The organism is Amycolatopsis sp. NPDC059235 (assembly GCF_042754125.1).
Lineage (GTDB): Bacteria > Actinomycetota > Actinomycetes > Mycobacteriales > Pseudonocardiaceae > Amycolatopsis > Amycolatopsis albidoflava.
Genome location: NZ_JBHZAG010000007.1, coordinates 150,525 through 166,316 on the forward strand (window position 1 = coordinate 150,525; position 15,792 = coordinate 166,316).

The following is a 15,792-nucleotide window of genomic DNA, read 5'->3' on the forward strand; positions in this document are numbered from 1 at the left end:
GCTTGAAATTCAGCGGTGCTGTCGGGGAACGGTTCCCCCTCGCGGCGTTGGCCACACAGACGACAGGGAGTACCCGCTGATGTCCGAAACAACCGACCGGTCGCTGCGCCCCGGCGACCTGCAAATCCGGAGCGGGGCCGTCGGCTCCCTCGTACTGATACGGGTGAGCGGTGCCCTGGACCTGGCTACCGCCGACGACCTCATCGAAGAACTCGACAGACAGCTCCGGACCGGACGCGACATCGTCCTCGACTGCGCCGGCCTGGACTTCATGGCCGTCGTCGGGATGTCGCTGATGATCGAAACCCACCGCGCCGCGCTCGCCCGGCAACGAAAGCTGATCGTCGTGACCGGCGGCAACCGTGCGGTACTGCGCCCGCTGCGCCTCACCCGGGTCGACGTGCGGCTCGCCCTCGTCGCCACCATCGACGACGCCTGCGCCCAGCTGGGCGGTTTGATCCCCGACCCGCGCGGGTAACCGGGAGTTCATGTCGATTTCCGGGCAGGTGGTGTTCGAGAGCGAGGACCTGGACCGCACCGAAGAGTTTCTCTGCAGTTCCTATGCCCCGATGCGCATCGGCAGCGGCAGCCAGGACGCTGGCGCCCACATCACGCGCGTCGCGTCCGAGAGCGTCAGCGCCGACAAGCTGGACCTGCACTTCGACATGAGCTACGACGTCGAGCCGCTGGGCCGGATCTGCCTCTGCGACATCGAAGCCGGAACCATCGAAGACCACCAGGTCGCCGGATGGGCCGAACCCGCCGCCTTCGCCCCCGGCGACCTCTTCTCCTTCTCCCCGCCCGACCGCCCGTACTCCGGCCGGATCTGCCGGGCGCGGTACAGCATCACGATGCTCGATCCCGCCGTCCTGACGCGTGTCGCCGGTGCCGAAAAGCCCGTAGAGCTGCTCGACCACAATCCGGTGTCCGCGGCCGGCGCCCGCCACCTGCGCGCGGCTATCACTTACGTGCGCGACCAGGTCCTCTCCGCTCCGGACCTCGCTGAGCAGCCGTTGCTGCTCAGCACCGCGACCCAGCACCTCGCCGCCGCGGTACTCGCGGCCTTTCCCACGACGGCGTTGGCGGAGCGGGCCGGCACGGACCTTGACGCTCATCCTCAAGCGTTGCGTCGCGCCGTCGCGTTCATTGAAGCTCATCCGGACCGCGACCTCACGGCGGCTGAGCTTGCCCAGGCTGCCGGTGTTTCAGCGCGGGCTGTGCAGCTGGCGTTTCGGCGGCACCTCGATACGACGCCGATGGCTTATCTGCGGCGAGTTCGCCTCGACCATGCGCGGGCGGAGTTGCGTGCCGCCGCAGGGGAGACGACTGTTACCCAGGTGGCCGCGCGGTGGGGGTATACGCGGCCGAGTGCTTTTACCGCGCACTATCGGGCTGCGTATGACGAGTTGCCCTCACAGACTTTGCACGGTGAGTTTCTCGCCGCAGCCCAGTCCTAGCCCCGGTCGCGACTGTGGGGCGGCCGGAGTTCCCGGTCGCCCCACAGTCGGAAGAAGCTCGGTCAGGGGTGGTAGATCTCCTTGACCTGGGCGATCTGGTCGTCGCCGCTCACCAGGATCTGGGCCAGCGCCGGGGTCCCGCCGGCGAGGGTGCGGCGCAGCTGGTCGGCGTCGCAGCGGAAGGTGCCGAGGCCGTCTTCGCCGACGGTGGCCTGGTTGTCGTTCTGGCACAACGTGGCCGCGCTCCACACGATCGCCCGCTCGGCCAGCGGGAGACGGTAGGTCTTGGTGTCGCCGGCGACCGGCACGTACTCGCCGTGGCCCTGGGGGCGGACGAGCTGGAAGGTGGCCATGTTGACGCTCGCGTCGTAGCCGGTGAACTGCACGGTCTGGGTGGTGTTCGGGAACCGGCGAGGCTGCGGCGCCGTTCCCTTGCCGCCGCTGGAGGGCCGGGTCTCGATCGTGTAGTCGGTGCGGCCGTCCTTGCCGCAGATGCTGCCCTGGGGGTTGGCCTGGTCACCGGATCCGGCGCAGGTCCAGTGGCCGAAAATGTCGAGCACGCGGTGACCGGGGCCCTCGCCCTTCGTCGGGATCTCCTGGTAGTACTCGGTGATCACCTTGAAGGCGTCGTTGCAGCCCGGGTTGGTGCCGGTGGTCGCGGACACGGCGATCACGTCCATCTGCGGGCCGCCGGGCGGGGTGACCCGCTTGCCGTCCAGCTTGCTGCAGTTGACGTCGCCGTTCTCTTCGCTGACGTTGCCGCCTTTGCCAGTCGCCTTGCTGGAGCCCCCGGACCCGCCGGTGGCGGCACCCGGCGCGGACTGCTGGACGGCGGCGTTGTTCACCGGCGACCCGTTCCCGGCGGTGTTCCCGCTGCAAGCGGAAAGAAGCGCGGTGGCGGCGATCGCCCCGCCGATCATCGCCATCTTGACCGTCTTCTTCGCGGTGAATCCCATCTCCGGCGTCCCCTCTAGCGGCAATTGGTGAAGCTTTGCCCGAGAAGACGCCAGGCGGTCATGGAGGTTGTGCCAGCCGGCCGCCACCACGCAAGGCTGCCCGAACGGACGGCCGCGCACGACCGGGAAGGCACGGCTCCGGTCAGTAAAGCAACCGGGAAGCCCGCGCACCTTGTTCCGACAGCGCGCTCTCGCCTGCTGCCGGAACTCGGTGGGAGGTATTGCCACACAAGGGTTTTCAGGCTGCCGCCCGCGACAGCGCCGCCATGGCAGTCACGCGGATTCCGCTAGCTCTTTCCGGACCGGACTCACTGCCTGCTTCACCAGCGCGCTGATCCGCGCCTCCGCTTCTGCCGTCACGTCGGCCAGCGCGAAGCCCGCCGCCCACATCGGACCGTCGTCCAGCGCGGCGAGGTCGCTGAACCCGAGCGTCGCGTAGCGCGCCTTGAACTTCTCCGCGCTCTGGAAGAAGCAGACCACCTTGCCGTCCAGCGCGTAGGCGGGCATTCCGTACCAGAGCTTCGGCTCCAGGACTGGCGCGCTCACCTTGACGACGGCATGAACCCGCTCGGCCATCACCCGATCCGACGGCTGCATCTCGGCGATCTTCGCGAGCACGTCCCGCTCCGCCTGCGCCGCCTTGTCCGCCCGCGACCCGGCGCGTCTCGCGTCCCGCAGTTCCTTGGCGTGGTCCTTCATCGCCGCGCGCTCTTCGGCGGAGAAGCCCTCGTGCGTTCTGCCCATAGCGGTGTCCCTTCGAGCGCACCGCGACGCAGAGGCGCCGCACGCACCGACGAACTCCTGCAAGCGACCCTCGACCTGGCCGCGGAAGTCGGGTACGCGGGCCTGAACATCGAAGCGGTAGCCCGCCGGGCCGGAGTCGGCAAACACACGATCTACCGCCGCTGGCCCTCCATGGCGGCGCTGCTGCTGGACGCGCTCAGCCGCGTCTGGACCACGGATCTGGACTACCGCGACACCGGCGACGTCCGAGCAGACCTGCGCGAGCAATTCCTGCGCTCGGGCCCCGCACTCTCCGGCCCCCCGGTCGGCCCGGTTTACCGCGGGTTGATCGCGGAGGCGCAAGCGGATCCCGCCCTGCGCGCGACCCTGCACGAACGATTCCTGCTCACCGTGGAAACCCGCACCCTCGAACGGATCACCCGCGCGCAGCACACCGGAGAACTGGTGAAGGACGCGAACCTGGAGTTCGCGGCCGAGGTGCTGTGCGGCACGTTGTATTACCGCCATCTGCTGTCGACCCGGGTGGTCGACGAAGACACTGTCGACCAACTGCTGGACATGTTCATGGCCGCGTATGGAACTGCCGGGCGAGCGGGCACAACTGCGGCAGGGTGCTCCTGAGAGCGGGTTTCGCGGGTGTGCGGTTGTCAGTGCTCAACCTCTTCACCAACTACATCAACGTCGCGCTGTCGGTCCCCATCGACTTCCCGAAGGTCGCGCTGCGCAAGGCCAACTGATCCGAAGCGGGCGGCAGGTCGACGGCCTGCCGCCCCGCTTTGGCGTGCACTCGAGAGGAGCTTCCCGTGCTTTTTCACCCACTGCCCAAGGGAAAGCGATGACCGGCGGCCACGTCGCAGCAGTCTCCGCCGGCGTCGTGCGCCCGATGTCCTGGCGCGGCCGCACAGTGCTGTCCGGCATCCAGAAAACCCCAGTCACGGTCCAGTCGACGTCGGACCGCTCGGCCTGGCACACGACGAACAAGGCGACCGCAAACACCACGGCGGTCCGGACAAGGCAGTTCTCCTTTATCCAGGCGAACATTACCAGGCCTGGGCCGGAGTTCTGGGCACTGTCGCCCCTCCGGCGTTCGGCGAAAACCTCACCACCGCGGAGATATTGGAAGACAACGTCGTGGTGGGCTCGATCTACCTCGTCGGCACCGTCGCGCTGCAGGTAACCCAGCCACGCCGCCCGTGCTACCGGCTCGCCGCCCACCACGGCCTTCCGGACCTCGCCGTCCAAATCCAACGCACTGGCCGAACCGGCATCTACTGCCGGGTCGCGAGACCAGGCCGCCTGACCGCAGGCGACCGACTCGACCTGGTCCTCCGCCCGGCGCACGGAATCACCGTCGCCGAAGTGCACCGCGTGCTCAACATCGACCGCACCGACCGAGCCGCCGCCGAACATCTCCTCAACCATCCCGAGGCGCTGCCCGCTTCCTGGGCGACACTGCTGCGCAAACGCCTCGACGGACACCTCGACGACCAATCAACTCGCTTGTACGGCGGGCGGGATTAGGTGCCTTGACTCGATGTCTGCTGTCGCCCGCTCCGGGACCCGAACAACGTCCTGCGGGCGATCCGCGATGGCCTTGGAGGGGGCTGCTGGATAGTCCGTCCGCTCCAAAACCGGAGATAAACCGGGGAGCCGATCTTGACCGCAGGTCCGAGACAAGCCGCTGACCTGGAAGTTTGAGTGGGCCGCCTGGGGCTCGAACCCAGAACCTACGGATTAAAAGTCCGCAGCTCTACCAATTGAGCTAACGGCCCGCGCGCTCAGTCTAGCGGGCACCGCCCGGCCCCTCGCCGGGGTGGGTGTCCACCCCGGCAGCCCGGCCTCATCGCATAGACCGGACCTGCGTCACGAACCGAGCAAGATCGGCTGCGTAAGCCTCCGGTTGATCCATCGCGATGAAGTGGTGACCGGCCGGATTGTCGACCGGCCAGTGCACGATCTCCGACTCCCGCGCGGCCAGCCGTCGGATCCCCGGCACCCCGCTGTACACCCCGGTCGGGGCCTCCTTCTGGCCCCGCGGCCAGGCGAAACCGGTGCTCGAATAGAACGACCACGACGACGTCCCGAAGGTCCCGGTGAACCAGTACACGCTCAGGTTCGTCAGGAACCCGTCCAGCATCTCGTCCAGGGTCCGGCCGCCACCACCGAACTCGTGGAACTTCTGTGCCATCCAAGCCAGCGCGCCCACGGGGGAGTCGTTCCATCCGTAAGCGAACGTCTGCGGCGCGGCGCGCAGCAGTGAGTGGTGGTCGACGCCGTTCATCCAGTCCTGCGACATCATCTCGGTGAACGCGGCACGCTCCGCCGAGTCCAGCTCACCTAAGTCGCCTTCACCAGGAATCCCCAGGCCGGCGGTGATGTAGACGCCCAGCACCGGACCGACCCGCGCGACTTCTGGGGCTACATAGGCACCGAGGTCGCCGCCTTGGACGACGTAGTCGCGGTAGCCCAGGCGGCGCATCAGTTCGGCCCACGCGCGGGCCACGCGGGCGGTGTCCCAGCCGGTGCCGGGGGCGGAGGAGAAGCCGAAACCGGGCAGTGAAGGCACCACGACGTGGAAGTCCGACAGGTGCTCGATCAGGTCAGCGAACTCGACGAAGGAGTTCGGCCAGCCGTGCGTCAGCAACAGCGGCGTGGCATCCGAAACAGCAGAAGGGACGTGCAGGAAGTGCAGGTCGACCCCATTGATTTCGGTCTGGAACTGCGGGAATTCGTTCAACCGGGCCTCGTGGGCGCGCCAGTCGTAGCCGGTCGCCCAGTAGGACGCGACCTCGCGCAGCCAGTCGGTCGGCACGCCGCGGTCCCAGCCTTCGCCGGGCAGTGGCGCCGGCCAGCGGGTCTGGGTGAGCCGGGCGCGCAGGTCGGCGACGGCGGCGTCGGAGATGTCGATGCGGAACGGGCGAATGTTCATGGTGAGAACGCTAGAGGCCATGTAGGTCAGATATGGTCCTAGATCATGAGTGCGGCGCGATTACTGCAGTTGCTGTCTTTGTTGCAGACGCCGAGGCAGTGGCCGGGCAGTGAGCTGGCGGAGCGGCTCGGCGTCGAGGGGCGCACGGTTCGCCGGGACATCGAGCGGTTGCGCGAGCTGGGGTATCCGGTCGAGGCGACGATGGGCGCGGAGGGCGGATATCGCCTGGTCGCGGGCAGTGCGATGCCGCCGTTGCTGCTCGACGACGAGGAGGCGGTCGCGATCGCGGTCGGGTTGCGGATGGCATCGGGACACGCGGTGACGGGGATTGACGAGGCGTCGGTGCGGGCGCTGACCAAGCTGGAGAGGGTCTTGCCGTCCCGATTGAGGCGCAGGGTGAGCGTGCTGAGCAAGGCGACGGTGCCGCTGCCGGTGAACGACGGACCGCGCGTGGATCCGGAGTCGCTCACGGTCCTCGCGACGGCGATCGCCAACCACGAGCGGCTGCGGTTCGACTACCTCGCCAAAGAGGCGACGAAAAGGCTGGTCGAGCCGCATCATCTGGTGTCGTCCGGTCGTCGCTGGTACCTGCTGGCGTTCGACACCGACCGGGACGACTGGCGGGTCTTTCGCGTCGACCGCATCGAAAAACCAAGACCCATCGGGACCCGGTTCACCGCAAGAGATCTGCCCGCGGAGGACCCGGCGGCGTACGTGACCAAGAAGCTGCACACCTCCCGCCCGACGCATCGCGCGGTGGTCACCGTGCACGCGCCGGCGGACGAGGTGGCGCGGATTTGGGGCGCGGCAAGCGAAGTGACCGCGGTGGACGATCGCACCTGCCGCGTCGTCAGCCCGGCCGACACTCTGGAGTGGCTGGCGTTCCGGCTGACCAGCCTCGGCCGCGAGTTCGAGGTGCACGAGCCGCCGGAGCTGATGGAGCACCTGCGCGAACTCGGCGGCCGGGCGCTGCGCGCGGCCAAATGATCAAACAGCCAGCTCCGCCAACGATTCCCGCAACTTCCCAGTCACCTCGACCGGCCGCCGGGACTCGCGATCCACGAACACGTGCACGAAATGCCCCTCCGCCACCAAAGTCTCAGAGGCCGAGTACATCCCGATCTCGTACCGCACACTCGATCGCCCGAGGTGCGCCACCCGCAGTCCGATCCGCAGAGTGTCCGGGAACGAAACCGAGGCGTGGTAAGCACAACGCGATTCCACGCACAACCCGATCACCGGCCCGGACTCGATGTCGAGGCCGCCGCGTTCGATCAGCCAGGTGTTGATGACGGTGTCCATCAGCGAGTAGTGCACGACGTTGTTCACGTGCCCGTAGACGTCGTTGTCCTTCCACCGCAACGGAACCGTCTGCCAATGCGGGTAGTTCACCACAGCTGCACCGAGTCGCGCAGAATCCCGGCCAGGTCCTTTTCGGACGGTGTGCGCGGCGCGGTGGCCAGCAACCGTTGCTGCTTCAGCGTTCCCTCCACGAGAGAGTCCACATCGGACTCGCGATAGCCGACCGCGCCGATTCCGGCGGGCAGGCCGATCTCGCGCATCAGCATGGTCAGCACGGCGGGCAGGTGATCTGCGAAGTCGCCGGACCACTCGAAATCCGGGGCCAGCAGCCGGGCGACGCGCTGGTGCCGTTCCGGGTTCGCGGCGAAGGTGAACCGGAACGCGGCGGGCGCGGTGAGCGAGACGGCCATGCCGTGCGGCACCATCGCTTCGTCTCCGGGATAGCCGTCGGGGTGGAAATCCCGGACCTGCCCGGCGATCGGGTACGCGTTGGCGTGCGGGATGTGCACGCCGGCGTTGCCGAAGCCGAGCCCGGCGAACGTCGCGGCCAGCGCCATCGCCTCGCGCGCGGCCAGATCGTCGCCGTCGCGCACCGCGGCGGGCAGTGCCCACGACAGCAGCTGCAGCGACTTCTCCGCGAACATGTCCGCCAGCGGATTCGACCCGCAGTACGGCACCCGCTCCTCCGGCCGCTTCCGGCCGAACTCGGTGTAGGGCTTGGCGGTGTAGCTCTCCGCGGCGTGGCACAGGATGTCCATCCCGCTCGCCGCGGTGACCCCGGCGGGCTGGCTGACCGTGAGCCGCGGGTCCACGACCGCCAGCGTCGGACGCAGCCGCAGGTGGCTGATCCCGCTCTTCACCCGCAGCGACAGCACGTCCAGCACGCACACCGTGGTGCTCTCCGACCCGGTACCGGTCGTCGTCGGCACCGCGACCAGCGGCTTCAGCGGATTCGCCGGCGCGCGGCCGCCGCCGACCGGCGCGTTGACGTAGTCCATCAGGTCGCCGTCGTTGCTGGTCAGCAGGTTGGCGGCCTTCGCGGTGTCGATGCTGGAGCCGCCGCCGACCGCCACGAACGCGTCGTACGGGCCGGTGCCGCGCGCGAAGTCCACAGCCTTCTGCATGCTGACGTCGGTGGGCTCGACGTGTACGCCGTCGAAGGTCTCGGCCGCGATCCCGTAGCCGCGGATGCCCTCGGCGATCCGCTCGGGCCAGCCGGTTGCCGCGACGACCGGGTCAGTGACGACGAGCACTCTGCGCGCGCCGAACTGGCCAAGATCGTATCCGATTTCGTCGCTCGAGCCGGTTCCGTATTTGAGCGCCGGAGCCCCGTAAGTGAAAACAGTCTCATGTTCGGCGGATGTCACGACGGCGTCCTCCCAACTGGTGGGCAGCGCGATCCGGCAATCGGCACAATCCCGCGGCGAGTTGTTCAAGATCACTTGACGCCGGTTCACGGTGCCGCCCTAAGCTCTCCTCATTAGATACCAAGTGGGAACCACCGTCGCGCAAACGGCCGTACGCGTCTTGAACGAGGCCCGGGTTCGCCGGGTGTACGCGGTCGTCGGCGAGTCGTTCCTGGAATTGCTCGACGCGCTCCGCCGCGAGCGCGACGTCACGCTCGTTTCGGCCCGCCACGATTCGGGCGCCGCCTTCATGGCCGAGGCCGAGGGCAAGCTCACCGAACGCCCCGCCGTGCTGCTCTCCAGCCGCGGTCCGAGCGCCGCCGCGCTGGTCATGGGCGTGCAGACGGCGTATCAGGACGAGACGCCGATGGTGGTGCTGCTCGAAACCCCCGCGCTCGACCCGGTGCTCACCGGTGAGGTGCCGGCGTCCGATTCGACCGGGATGTTCGAAACGATCGCCAAATGGGTCGTCCGCGCGGACGACCCGGACGACGTGCCGCATCTCCTCGCCGAAGGTCTCGCCCGCTGCCGCGAAGGACGGCCGGGTCCGGTCGTCATCGGCGTGCCCAGCGACGCGTGGGGCGTGCCGTACGACTCGGCCAAACCGGTGGCGAAGGTTCGCCCGCCGGCCACCGGAACGCTGGGCCGTTCGGCTGAAGCTGTCGCCGGTCTGGTGGACGAAGCGCGCTACCCGGTGGTCATCGTCGGCGGGCGCGCGCGGTCGGCGCGGGACGAGCTGATCGCGGTGGCGGACGAGCTGGCGCTCCCGGTGTACAACGCTTTCCGTCGCCAGGACGCGTTCCCGGAGAACCACGCGCGCTACGCCGGACACCTCGGTCTCGGCATCCCCGCGCGCCAGCTCGACGCGCTCGAACGGGCCGACCTCGTGCTCGCGCTCGGCACTCAGCTCGACGAAGTCACGACGCAGGGCTTCCGTTACCCGACGCCGCAGCAGACGCTTGTCCTTGCCGGCACTGGCATCGACGAACAGCGCCGCCGCGGCCTGACGTTCCGTGTGGACACTGAGGTCGAGCCGTTCCTGAAGGAGCTGCGTGCGATCGCTTCGCCGCGTACGCGCAGAGCGTCGGCCGCGAACGCCGCCGTGCACACCTTCATGACACCGCCGAACACAAGCAACAACACGCGCGTACATCCGGTCGACGTCGTGCGCGCGCTGCGAAAGCTCGCGCCGGAGGACACCATCGTCACAAGTGACGCTGGCAACTTCGCGCAGTTCATGCACCGCTACTGGTGCTTCACCGCTCCGCGCAGCCAGCTCGGTCCGAGCAACGCTGCGATGGGGTACGCGGTCCCCGCGGCAGTAGCGGCGAAGCTCGCCGAGCCGCGGCGAGCTGTCGTCGCGATGGTCGGCGACGCGGGCACGCTCATGACAGGGCAAGAGATCGAGACCGCTGTGCGTTACCGCGCGCCGGTGATGGTGGTCGTGTTCCAGAACGGCCTGCACGGCCCCCTCGCGATGCATCAGGCGCGTACGCACGGGCGGCTGTCCGGAGTAACCATCCCGCTGACGGACTTCGCGTCGTGGGCGCGCGGGCTCGGCGCGGCGGGGTACACGGTGGACGATCGCGAGCGGCTCGAGCCGATCATCGCGAGCGCGCTCGTCCGGCAGCGGCCGTGTGTGATCGACGTGCGCACGGACCCCGACGTCGTTACTCCGGACGTGCGGCTCAGCACGCTTCTCGGAGCCCCGCGACCGTCCGGGACCTGAAATCTTCCTGAGAACACAGGGAAACGCCGGGAATGTTCGGTAGCTGCCGGGGGTTGGCTCAGGTAGCCTGACGGTGTTCCCGGGGTTCGGCATCCGGACCCGGTTCGCTCGGCTAGGTTCGGCCGGCGTTCGGTTGGGGAAATTCCCGGGTGGACACGCTCCCCGGCTCGGTTCGCGGCCAATCGGCGCGTTTCAGGGGTGGGGACAACCGGTTTCGGCCGGATTTTGTCGGTGCCGGATGGCACCATCGCGGTCATCGCCCCGCTTGCCGCGGGGAAGGAACGAGGGGAGTTCGTCATGGCCGACGAAAAGGACGGGAAATCCCGTACCGCCGCGGCGACGGCTCGCGGCCGGGCCCGGTCCGCGCGGGCCGGTGCGCTGGTGTCCGTCGTGCGCGAGGAGCCGGAGCACGGCGCGGTCGCCGAGGTGCCCGAGCAGACCCGGTCCGGAGTGGTTCCGGTGCTGTTCAGCGCCAGCGCGGAGGCGCACGACGTCGCCGTGGTCGCGTCCGACCAGGGCACTGACTGGCGCTCGCCGTTCGGCGCGCCGCTTCGCCAGGCCAGCGGGGAGTGACCCGGCGGCGCGAACTGGGGTGAGTCGGCTTGTCCGGGCCCGCTCCGCTGTGCTTTACTTTCGGTGGTCTCGATTTTTGTGTTCGTGGTAAAGCACGCTCGCAGAACTCAGCGGGCGTGATCTTCCTCTTCGGGGAACACATCTCGCCCGTGTCTGGGCCCAGGACGTCGGTCGGCTTCCTGTTTTGGTGTTATGTATGGAGATTGTTTAGATGACTGAGGGCACCGTGAAGTGGTTCAACTCCGAGAAGGGGTTCGGCTTCATCACTCCCGACAACGGCGGCGGCGACGTCTTCGTGCACTACAGCGAGATCCAGGGCAACGGTTTCCGTACCCTCGAGGAGAACGCTCGCGTGCAGTTCGAGATCGGCCAGGGCCAGAAGGGCCCGCAGGCCACGTCGGTCAGCCTGATCTGACCTGCGTCTAATCGCTAAGTCGCCACCACTCCCGGTTCCGGGGGTGGTGGCTTCTTTCGTCTCCGGGCCCGGGCTGTCTCACCATGCGGATCCTGTTGCCCGCCAAGGCTTTCTGTGCCTGACCGGCCATTGTGGATCACCCGATCGTGGCCAGTCCGCGGGCTCGTAGGCTCCCGGACATGAGCGAAAACACTTATCTCGTCACCGGGATGTCCTGCGGCCACTGCGCGCAGTCGGTCACCGAAGAACTCACCGAGGTGCCCGGGGTCGAGAACGTGACCGTGGACGTCGAAACCGGACACGTGACGGTCCGCAGCGCCGAAGCCCTCGACGAGACGGCTGTCCGCGCCGCCGTCGAGGAAGCCGGGTACACCTACGAAGGGCTTGCTTCTCTCGTTTGAACGATGGGTAGCCACGCGGGAACCCAGGGTAGGCTCTGGCCGGCGTGGAGGCACGGTGCGATGCAACGTCCGTGCAACCCTTTCCTCCGCGCGGCCGGACGTGTGTGCTGGCCCCCTGGCGGCAGCAGACTTGGGGGGTGCCCGATGGGGGCAGTCGTTGCGGGGATAGTGGCGAACCCTGCCTCCGGACAGGACATCCGAAGACTCGTCACGCAGGCGTCGGCCGTCCCGGTCGAGGAGAAGGCCAACCTGGTGCGCCGGCTGCTGTCGGCGTTCGCGGTGACCGGCGTCGAACGCGTGCTGCTCTCGACTGATCTCGGCGGCATCTCCGCCGCCGTGCTGCGCGACCTCGGCCGCGACCCGCTGCCCGCGGTCGAGTTCTGCGACGAGGACACGCTCACCGGCACCGCGCAGGACACCGTCAACGCGGTGCGCCGGATGGTCGACGCCGGGGCCGGTGTGATCGTGTGCCTCGGCGGCGACGGCACCGCCCGGGTCGCCGCGAAGGCCTGCGGCGACGTGCCGCTGCTCGCGCTGCCGACTGGTACAAACAACGCGTTCCCGCAGGCCGGCGAGGCCACGGTGGCCGGGCTGGCCGCCGGGATGGTCGCGAGCGGCCAGGTCGACGCGGACCTCGTGACCCAGCGGGTCAGCATGCTCGAGGTCGTCACGAAGAACCGCCGCGAGATCGCGTTGGTGGACGTCGCGGTCTCGATGAACAAACACGTCGGCGCGAAGGCGCTCTGGGATCCCACCGCGCTCACCGAGCTGTACTGCACCTTCGCCGAGCCGGACGGCATTGGCCTGTCGAGCATCGCCGGACAGCTGTGTCCGAGTTCTCGTTCTAGCGCGGATGGCGTAGCGCTACAGCTTGGTCCAGTCGAGAGCTCCGCGTACGTGGTGCACGCCGCCATCGCGCCCGGCGTGGTGCGTCCAGTCGGCGTACGCGGCTGGGGAGTGCTGCGTCCCGGCGTACGCGTCGACCTTGCCGCAGGTGGCGGCGTTATCGCGGTAGACGGAGAACGCGAGCTGGAGTTGAAGAACGGCGAAGGCGCGTACGTCGAACTGCGCGCAGACGGTCCGTGGTGCGTCGACGTACGCGCGGCAATGGCCGAAGCAGCAACCCAGGGGTTGCTGCGCAGCACCGCTACAAGCGGAACCGGAGAGAAAGGCCGAAGTCACGGTCGCTGCGCTGGCTGAGATCACGTGCAGGTGACACCTTCCGGGTGTCGTTCGCTGCGACTTGCCCGACCGGCTACCTTCTGCGAGTGGCACACGGGGAGGATCGGGGATGAGCAGCACTGCGACGCGGCCGGAAACGACTGCCGAGCCCCCACCGGAGGAATTTCGGGGCCGCAGCGGAATCGCCGGGCTGCTGGACCTGCCCGGCCAGGCGGTGCGAGCGGTCGTCAGATCGACGACCACCACGCCCGGCAAGCTGTCGCTGATCGCGGTCGCGCTGGTGGTGCTGTCGCTGGTGGCCGGGCTCGTCGGCGTGTTGTCCGTGAAGGACAAGGACAACACGATCAACGGCCTGATCGACCACCGCGAACCGCTCGCGGCGGCCGCGCAGCAGGTGTTCCGCTCGCTGTCGGACGCGGACGCCACCGCGGCCAGCGCTTTCCTTTCCGTCGGCACTGAACCGCCCGCGCTGCGGAAGCGGTACGAGCAGGACATCGCCGAAGCGGGATCCGCGCTCGCCCGCGCGGCGTCGGACACCACTGACGTCGGCAACGCCGCCAACCAGGTGGACATTCTCAACCAGAAGGTTCCGGTCTACACCGGGATCGTCGAGACCGCGCGGGCGAACAACCGGCAGGGTTTCCCGTCCGGCGCTTCGTATCTGCGCGAGGCTTCGCAGCTGATGCGCTCGACGATCCTGCCCGCCGCGGACTCGCTCTACAAAGCGCACACCCAGAAGCTTTCCGACGAGCAGGACAGCAGCAGCGACGTGCCGTGGGCAGCGGTCGCGCTGGTCCTCGCCGCGCTCGCGGCGCTGGTGGTCGCGCAGATCTACTTGACCCGCCGGACAAACCGCGTGCTGAACATCGGTCTGCTCGTGGCCACCGGCTGCATGGTGCTGTCGCTGCTGTGGGGCGCGGTCGCGCTCGTCGTGCAGGGCAGTCTCGTCGCGACCGGGCGCACCGACGGCACGTCGCAGGTCGACATCCTGGTGCGGGCCCGGATCTACGCGCTGCAGGCACGCGCGGACGAAACCCTCACGCTGGTCGCGCGCGGCGACGGCGGCGCGTACGAGCAGCAGTTCATCAAGCTGGCCGAGAATCTCGTCGGCGCGGACGGCAAGGGCGGCCTGCTCGGCCAGGCGCGCGACCTCGCGTCCGGCACCGCGGGGGAGAAGAAGATCGAAGCCGCGGAACAGGCCGCGCGCGAATGGTCGCTGGCCCACCTTCAGGTACGCCGCCTCGACGACGGCGGGCAGTACCAGGAGGCGGTGGACTTCGCGACGAGCGTGAGCCCGAACAGCGCCGCCGCCGCGTTCGCCCGGCTCGACACGAACCTCCAGGCCGCGATCGACGTCTGCCGTCAGGAATTCCTCGACAGCACCAGATCCGGCGACAATGCGCTCACCGCGCTCGCGGCGGGCGTAGGCGTGCTGTCGGTGCTCGCGGCGGGCGGCGTGACAGTCGGCGTGCGAGAGAGATTGAGGGAGTACAGGTGATCCGGTCGCGGCACTTCGTCCGGACTGCCGTGCTCGCGGTGGTCGCGGTTCTCGCCGCCGCCTGCGGGACGGCGGACCAGCCGATGGAGGCCGCGCCGGTCACCGACGCGGCCTGGCCGACCCCGGCGGGCGTCGGCGGCCCCGACGCCGCGGCCGGCGGCGACTCCGACACCAGCTGCAACCCGCTGGCCAGCCTCGCGCCGAATGGTCTGGACACCTCCGGGCCGAGCCTGCAGAAGATCAAGGAGCGCGGGAAGCTCATCGCGGGCGTCGACCAGACGACGTACCTCTTCGGTTTCCGGAATCCGAAGACCGGCAAGCTCGAAGGCTTCGACATCGACCTGGTCAACGAGATCGCCAAAGCGATTTTCGGCTCCGACGGGCACGTGCAGTACCGGGCGATCACGTCCTCGCAGCGCGAGACGGTGCTCAAGGAACACCAGGTCGACGTGGTGGTCCGGACCTACAGCATCACCTGCGCCCGCCGCAAGCAGGTGCAGTTCTCGTCGGTGTACTACGTGGCCGGGCAGAAGATCCTGGTGCCGAAGTCGTCGAACGCGCAGTCGCTGTCCGATCTCGCCGGGAAACGCGTGTGCGCGGCGGCGAAGTCGACCTCGCTCGCGAAGATCGCCACCGACCCGGCCAAACCGGTCGCGGTGTCGGTGCCGAACTGGTCGGACTGCCTGGTGATGCTGCAGCAGGGCCAGGTCGACGCGGTCTCCACGGACGACACGATCCTGGCCGGCATGGCCGCGCAGGACCCGACGGTGAAGGTCGCGGGCGATCCGATGACGCAGGAGAATTACGGCGTCGGGGTCCCGAAGGACGAGGAGGATCTGGTCCGCTTCGTGAACGCGGTGCTGGACAAGATCCGCGGCGACGGCACCTGGGCCAGCAGTTACCAGAACTGGGTCGGCGCGCGGCTGGGGCCGGCGAACCCGCCGTCCCCGCAATACGGCTGACCGGCCGGTCTTGCGGCGCGGGCGCCGCGCAAGTTGTACTTTTTGAGCGGCAGGTTTGCCGCGGGGAGCTCGGGAGGTAGTTGTGTCGGAGGAGGCGCGCCGTCCTCGGCACGCAGCACCGGAGGGGGACGGCGACCAGGCGAAAGCCGCGGAGCAGCCGTCCGGGCGAGGCGAGGCGGCCGACGCTTCGTGGACTCCGCCGCCGCCGGTGCGCTGGGACACCCCGGAACCGTCGGTG

The 15,792-nt window shown here is 68.7% G+C and carries 17 protein-coding genes and 1 tRNA gene; 12 read left to right on the forward strand and 6 right to left on the reverse strand.

Annotation, left to right across the window (positions count from 1 at the left end):
- The first annotated feature begins 79 nt into the window (after positions 1–79).
- On the forward strand, positions 80–478 hold the full coding sequence (locus ACFXI3_RS07560; RefSeq protein WP_378398673.1) for an STAS domain-containing protein: 399 nt from the start codon (positions 80–82) through the stop codon (positions 476–478).
- Between the two features lie 10 nt (positions 479–488).
- Positions 489–1,457, forward strand: a complete 969-nt coding sequence (locus ACFXI3_RS07565; protein WP_378398675.1) for a helix-turn-helix transcriptional regulator — start codon at positions 489–491, stop codon at positions 1,455–1,457.
- 62 nt (positions 1,458–1,519) lie between these two features.
- On the opposite strand, the gene ACFXI3_RS07570 is transcribed toward ACFXI3_RS07565, so the two are convergent.
- Positions 1,520–2,413: a hypothetical protein gene (locus ACFXI3_RS07570; RefSeq protein ID WP_378398677.1), complete on the reverse strand. Its 894-nt coding sequence runs from the start codon at positions 2,411–2,413 to the stop codon at positions 1,520–1,522.
- Between the two features lie 273 nt (positions 2,414–2,686).
- Positions 2,687–3,157 (reverse strand): iron chaperone, encoded by a 471-nt coding sequence (locus ACFXI3_RS07575; RefSeq protein ID WP_378398679.1) that lies wholly within the window; start codon positions 3,155–3,157, stop codon positions 2,687–2,689.
- On the opposite strand from ACFXI3_RS07575, the gene ACFXI3_RS07580 reads away from it, so the two are divergent.
- On the forward strand, positions 3,143–3,778 hold the full coding sequence (locus ACFXI3_RS07580; RefSeq protein WP_378398681.1) for a TetR/AcrR family transcriptional regulator: 636 nt from the start codon (positions 3,143–3,145) through the stop codon (positions 3,776–3,778). The genes ACFXI3_RS07575 and ACFXI3_RS07580 overlap by 15 nt on opposite strands.
- Before the next feature lie 342 nt (positions 3,779–4,120).
- On the forward strand, positions 4,121–4,678 hold the full coding sequence (locus ACFXI3_RS07585; RefSeq protein ID WP_378398720.1) for an MOSC domain-containing protein: 558 nt from the start codon (positions 4,121–4,123) through the stop codon (positions 4,676–4,678).
- Positions 4,679–4,856: 178 nt separating this feature from the next.
- On the opposite strand, the gene ACFXI3_RS07590 is transcribed toward ACFXI3_RS07585, so the two are convergent.
- Both ACFXI3_RS07590 and ACFXI3_RS07595 read right to left on the reverse strand, forming a co-directional pair.
- Positions 4,857–4,929 (reverse strand) — tRNA-Lys (locus tag ACFXI3_RS07590).
- A 68-nt stretch (positions 4,930–4,997) separates the two neighbouring features.
- On the reverse strand, positions 4,998–6,086 hold the full coding sequence (locus ACFXI3_RS07595) for an epoxide hydrolase family protein (RefSeq protein ID WP_378398682.1): 1,089 nt from the start codon (positions 6,084–6,086) through the stop codon (positions 4,998–5,000).
- Between the two features lie 45 nt (positions 6,087–6,131).
- Between ACFXI3_RS07595 and ACFXI3_RS07600 the strand changes: the two genes are divergently transcribed.
- The gene (locus ACFXI3_RS07600) at positions 6,132–7,073 is read left to right on the forward strand and encodes a helix-turn-helix transcriptional regulator (RefSeq protein WP_378398683.1); all 942 of its coding nucleotides are present in this window, start codon (positions 6,132–6,134) and stop codon (positions 7,071–7,073) included.
- Here ACFXI3_RS07600 and ACFXI3_RS07605 read toward each other — a convergent pair whose 3' ends face one another.
- Entirely contained in the window at positions 7,074–7,481 is a 408-nt protein-coding gene (locus ACFXI3_RS07605) for an acyl-CoA thioesterase (RefSeq protein WP_378398684.1), read from the reverse strand.
- Entirely contained in the window at positions 7,475–8,755 is a 1,281-nt protein-coding gene (locus ACFXI3_RS07610) for a hydroxyacid-oxoacid transhydrogenase (protein ID WP_378398686.1), read from the reverse strand. The genes ACFXI3_RS07605 and ACFXI3_RS07610 overlap by 7 nt, the downstream gene beginning before the upstream one ends.
- A gap of 124 nt (positions 8,756–8,879) precedes the next feature.
- Between ACFXI3_RS07610 and ACFXI3_RS07615 the strand changes: the two genes are divergently transcribed.
- From ACFXI3_RS07615 to ACFXI3_RS07645, 7 genes are all read left to right on the forward strand, one after another.
- Positions 8,880–10,523 carry a thiamine pyrophosphate-binding protein gene (locus ACFXI3_RS07615; protein ID WP_378398688.1) on the forward strand — a complete coding sequence of 548 codons (1,644 nt, stop codon included), beginning with the start codon at positions 8,880–8,882 and terminating at the stop codon, positions 10,521–10,523.
- 231 nt (positions 10,524–10,754) lie between these two features.
- The gene (locus ACFXI3_RS07620; RefSeq protein ID WP_378398690.1) at positions 10,755–11,096 is read left to right on the forward strand and encodes a hypothetical protein; all 342 of its coding nucleotides are present in this window, start codon (positions 10,755–10,757) and stop codon (positions 11,094–11,096) included.
- 211 nt (positions 11,097–11,307) lie between these two features.
- Complete coding sequence (locus tag ACFXI3_RS07625; RefSeq protein ID WP_009071749.1) at positions 11,308–11,511, forward strand: cold-shock protein; 204 nt, start codon at positions 11,308–11,310, stop codon at positions 11,509–11,511.
- Between the two features lie 179 nt (positions 11,512–11,690).
- Positions 11,691–11,912, forward strand: coding sequence for a heavy-metal-associated domain-containing protein (locus ACFXI3_RS07630; protein ID WP_009071751.1), 222 nt, complete (start codon positions 11,691–11,693; stop codon positions 11,910–11,912).
- A 144-nt stretch (positions 11,913–12,056) separates the two neighbouring features.
- Positions 12,057–13,112 carry an NAD(+)/NADH kinase gene (locus tag ACFXI3_RS07635; protein ID WP_344287959.1) on the forward strand — a complete coding sequence of 352 codons (1,056 nt, stop codon included), beginning with the start codon at positions 12,057–12,059 and terminating at the stop codon, positions 13,110–13,112.
- Positions 13,113–13,203: 91 nt separating this feature from the next.
- Entirely contained in the window at positions 13,204–14,592 is a 1,389-nt protein-coding gene (locus tag ACFXI3_RS07640) for a hypothetical protein (protein ID WP_344287961.1), read from the forward strand.
- 29 nt (positions 14,593–14,621) lie between these two features.
- Positions 14,622–15,554: a glutamate ABC transporter substrate-binding protein gene (locus tag ACFXI3_RS07645; RefSeq protein WP_378398722.1), complete on the forward strand. Its 933-nt coding sequence runs from the start codon at positions 14,622–14,624 to the stop codon at positions 15,552–15,554.
- The last annotated feature ends 238 nt before the right edge of the window (positions 15,555–15,792 follow it).

What these genes read in the sequence shown, in the direction of transcription:
- ACFXI3_RS07560 (WP_378398673.1), top strand. Translation starts at nt 80, where the DNA reads ATGTCCGAAACAACCGACCGGTCGCTGCGCCCCGGCGACCTGCAAATC.
- ACFXI3_RS07565 (WP_378398675.1), top strand. Translation starts at nt 489, where the DNA reads ATGTCGATTTCCGGGCAGGTGGTGTTCGAGAGCGAGGACCTGGACCGC.
- ACFXI3_RS07570 (WP_378398677.1), bottom strand. Translation starts at nt 2,413, where the DNA reads ATGGGATTCACCGCGAAGAAGACGGTCAAGATGGCGATGATCGGCGGG.
- ACFXI3_RS07575 (WP_378398679.1), bottom strand. Translation starts at nt 3,157, where the DNA reads ATGGGCAGAACGCACGAGGGCTTCTCCGCCGAAGAGCGCGCGGCGATG.
- ACFXI3_RS07595 (WP_378398682.1), bottom strand. Translation starts at nt 6,086, where the DNA reads ATGAACATTCGCCCGTTCCGCATCGACATCTCCGACGCCGCCGTCGCC.
- ACFXI3_RS07600 (WP_378398683.1), top strand. Translation starts at nt 6,132, where the DNA reads ATGAGTGCGGCGCGATTACTGCAGTTGCTGTCTTTGTTGCAGACGCCG.
- ACFXI3_RS07625 (WP_009071749.1), top strand. Translation starts at nt 11,308, where the DNA reads ATGACTGAGGGCACCGTGAAGTGGTTCAACTCCGAGAAGGGGTTCGGC.
- ACFXI3_RS07630 (WP_009071751.1), top strand. Translation starts at nt 11,691, where the DNA reads ATGAGCGAAAACACTTATCTCGTCACCGGGATGTCCTGCGGCCACTGC.
- ACFXI3_RS07635 (WP_344287959.1), top strand. Translation starts at nt 12,057, where the DNA reads ATGGGGGCAGTCGTTGCGGGGATAGTGGCGAACCCTGCCTCCGGACAG.
- ACFXI3_RS07640 (WP_344287961.1), top strand. Translation starts at nt 13,204, where the DNA reads ATGAGCAGCACTGCGACGCGGCCGGAAACGACTGCCGAGCCCCCACCG.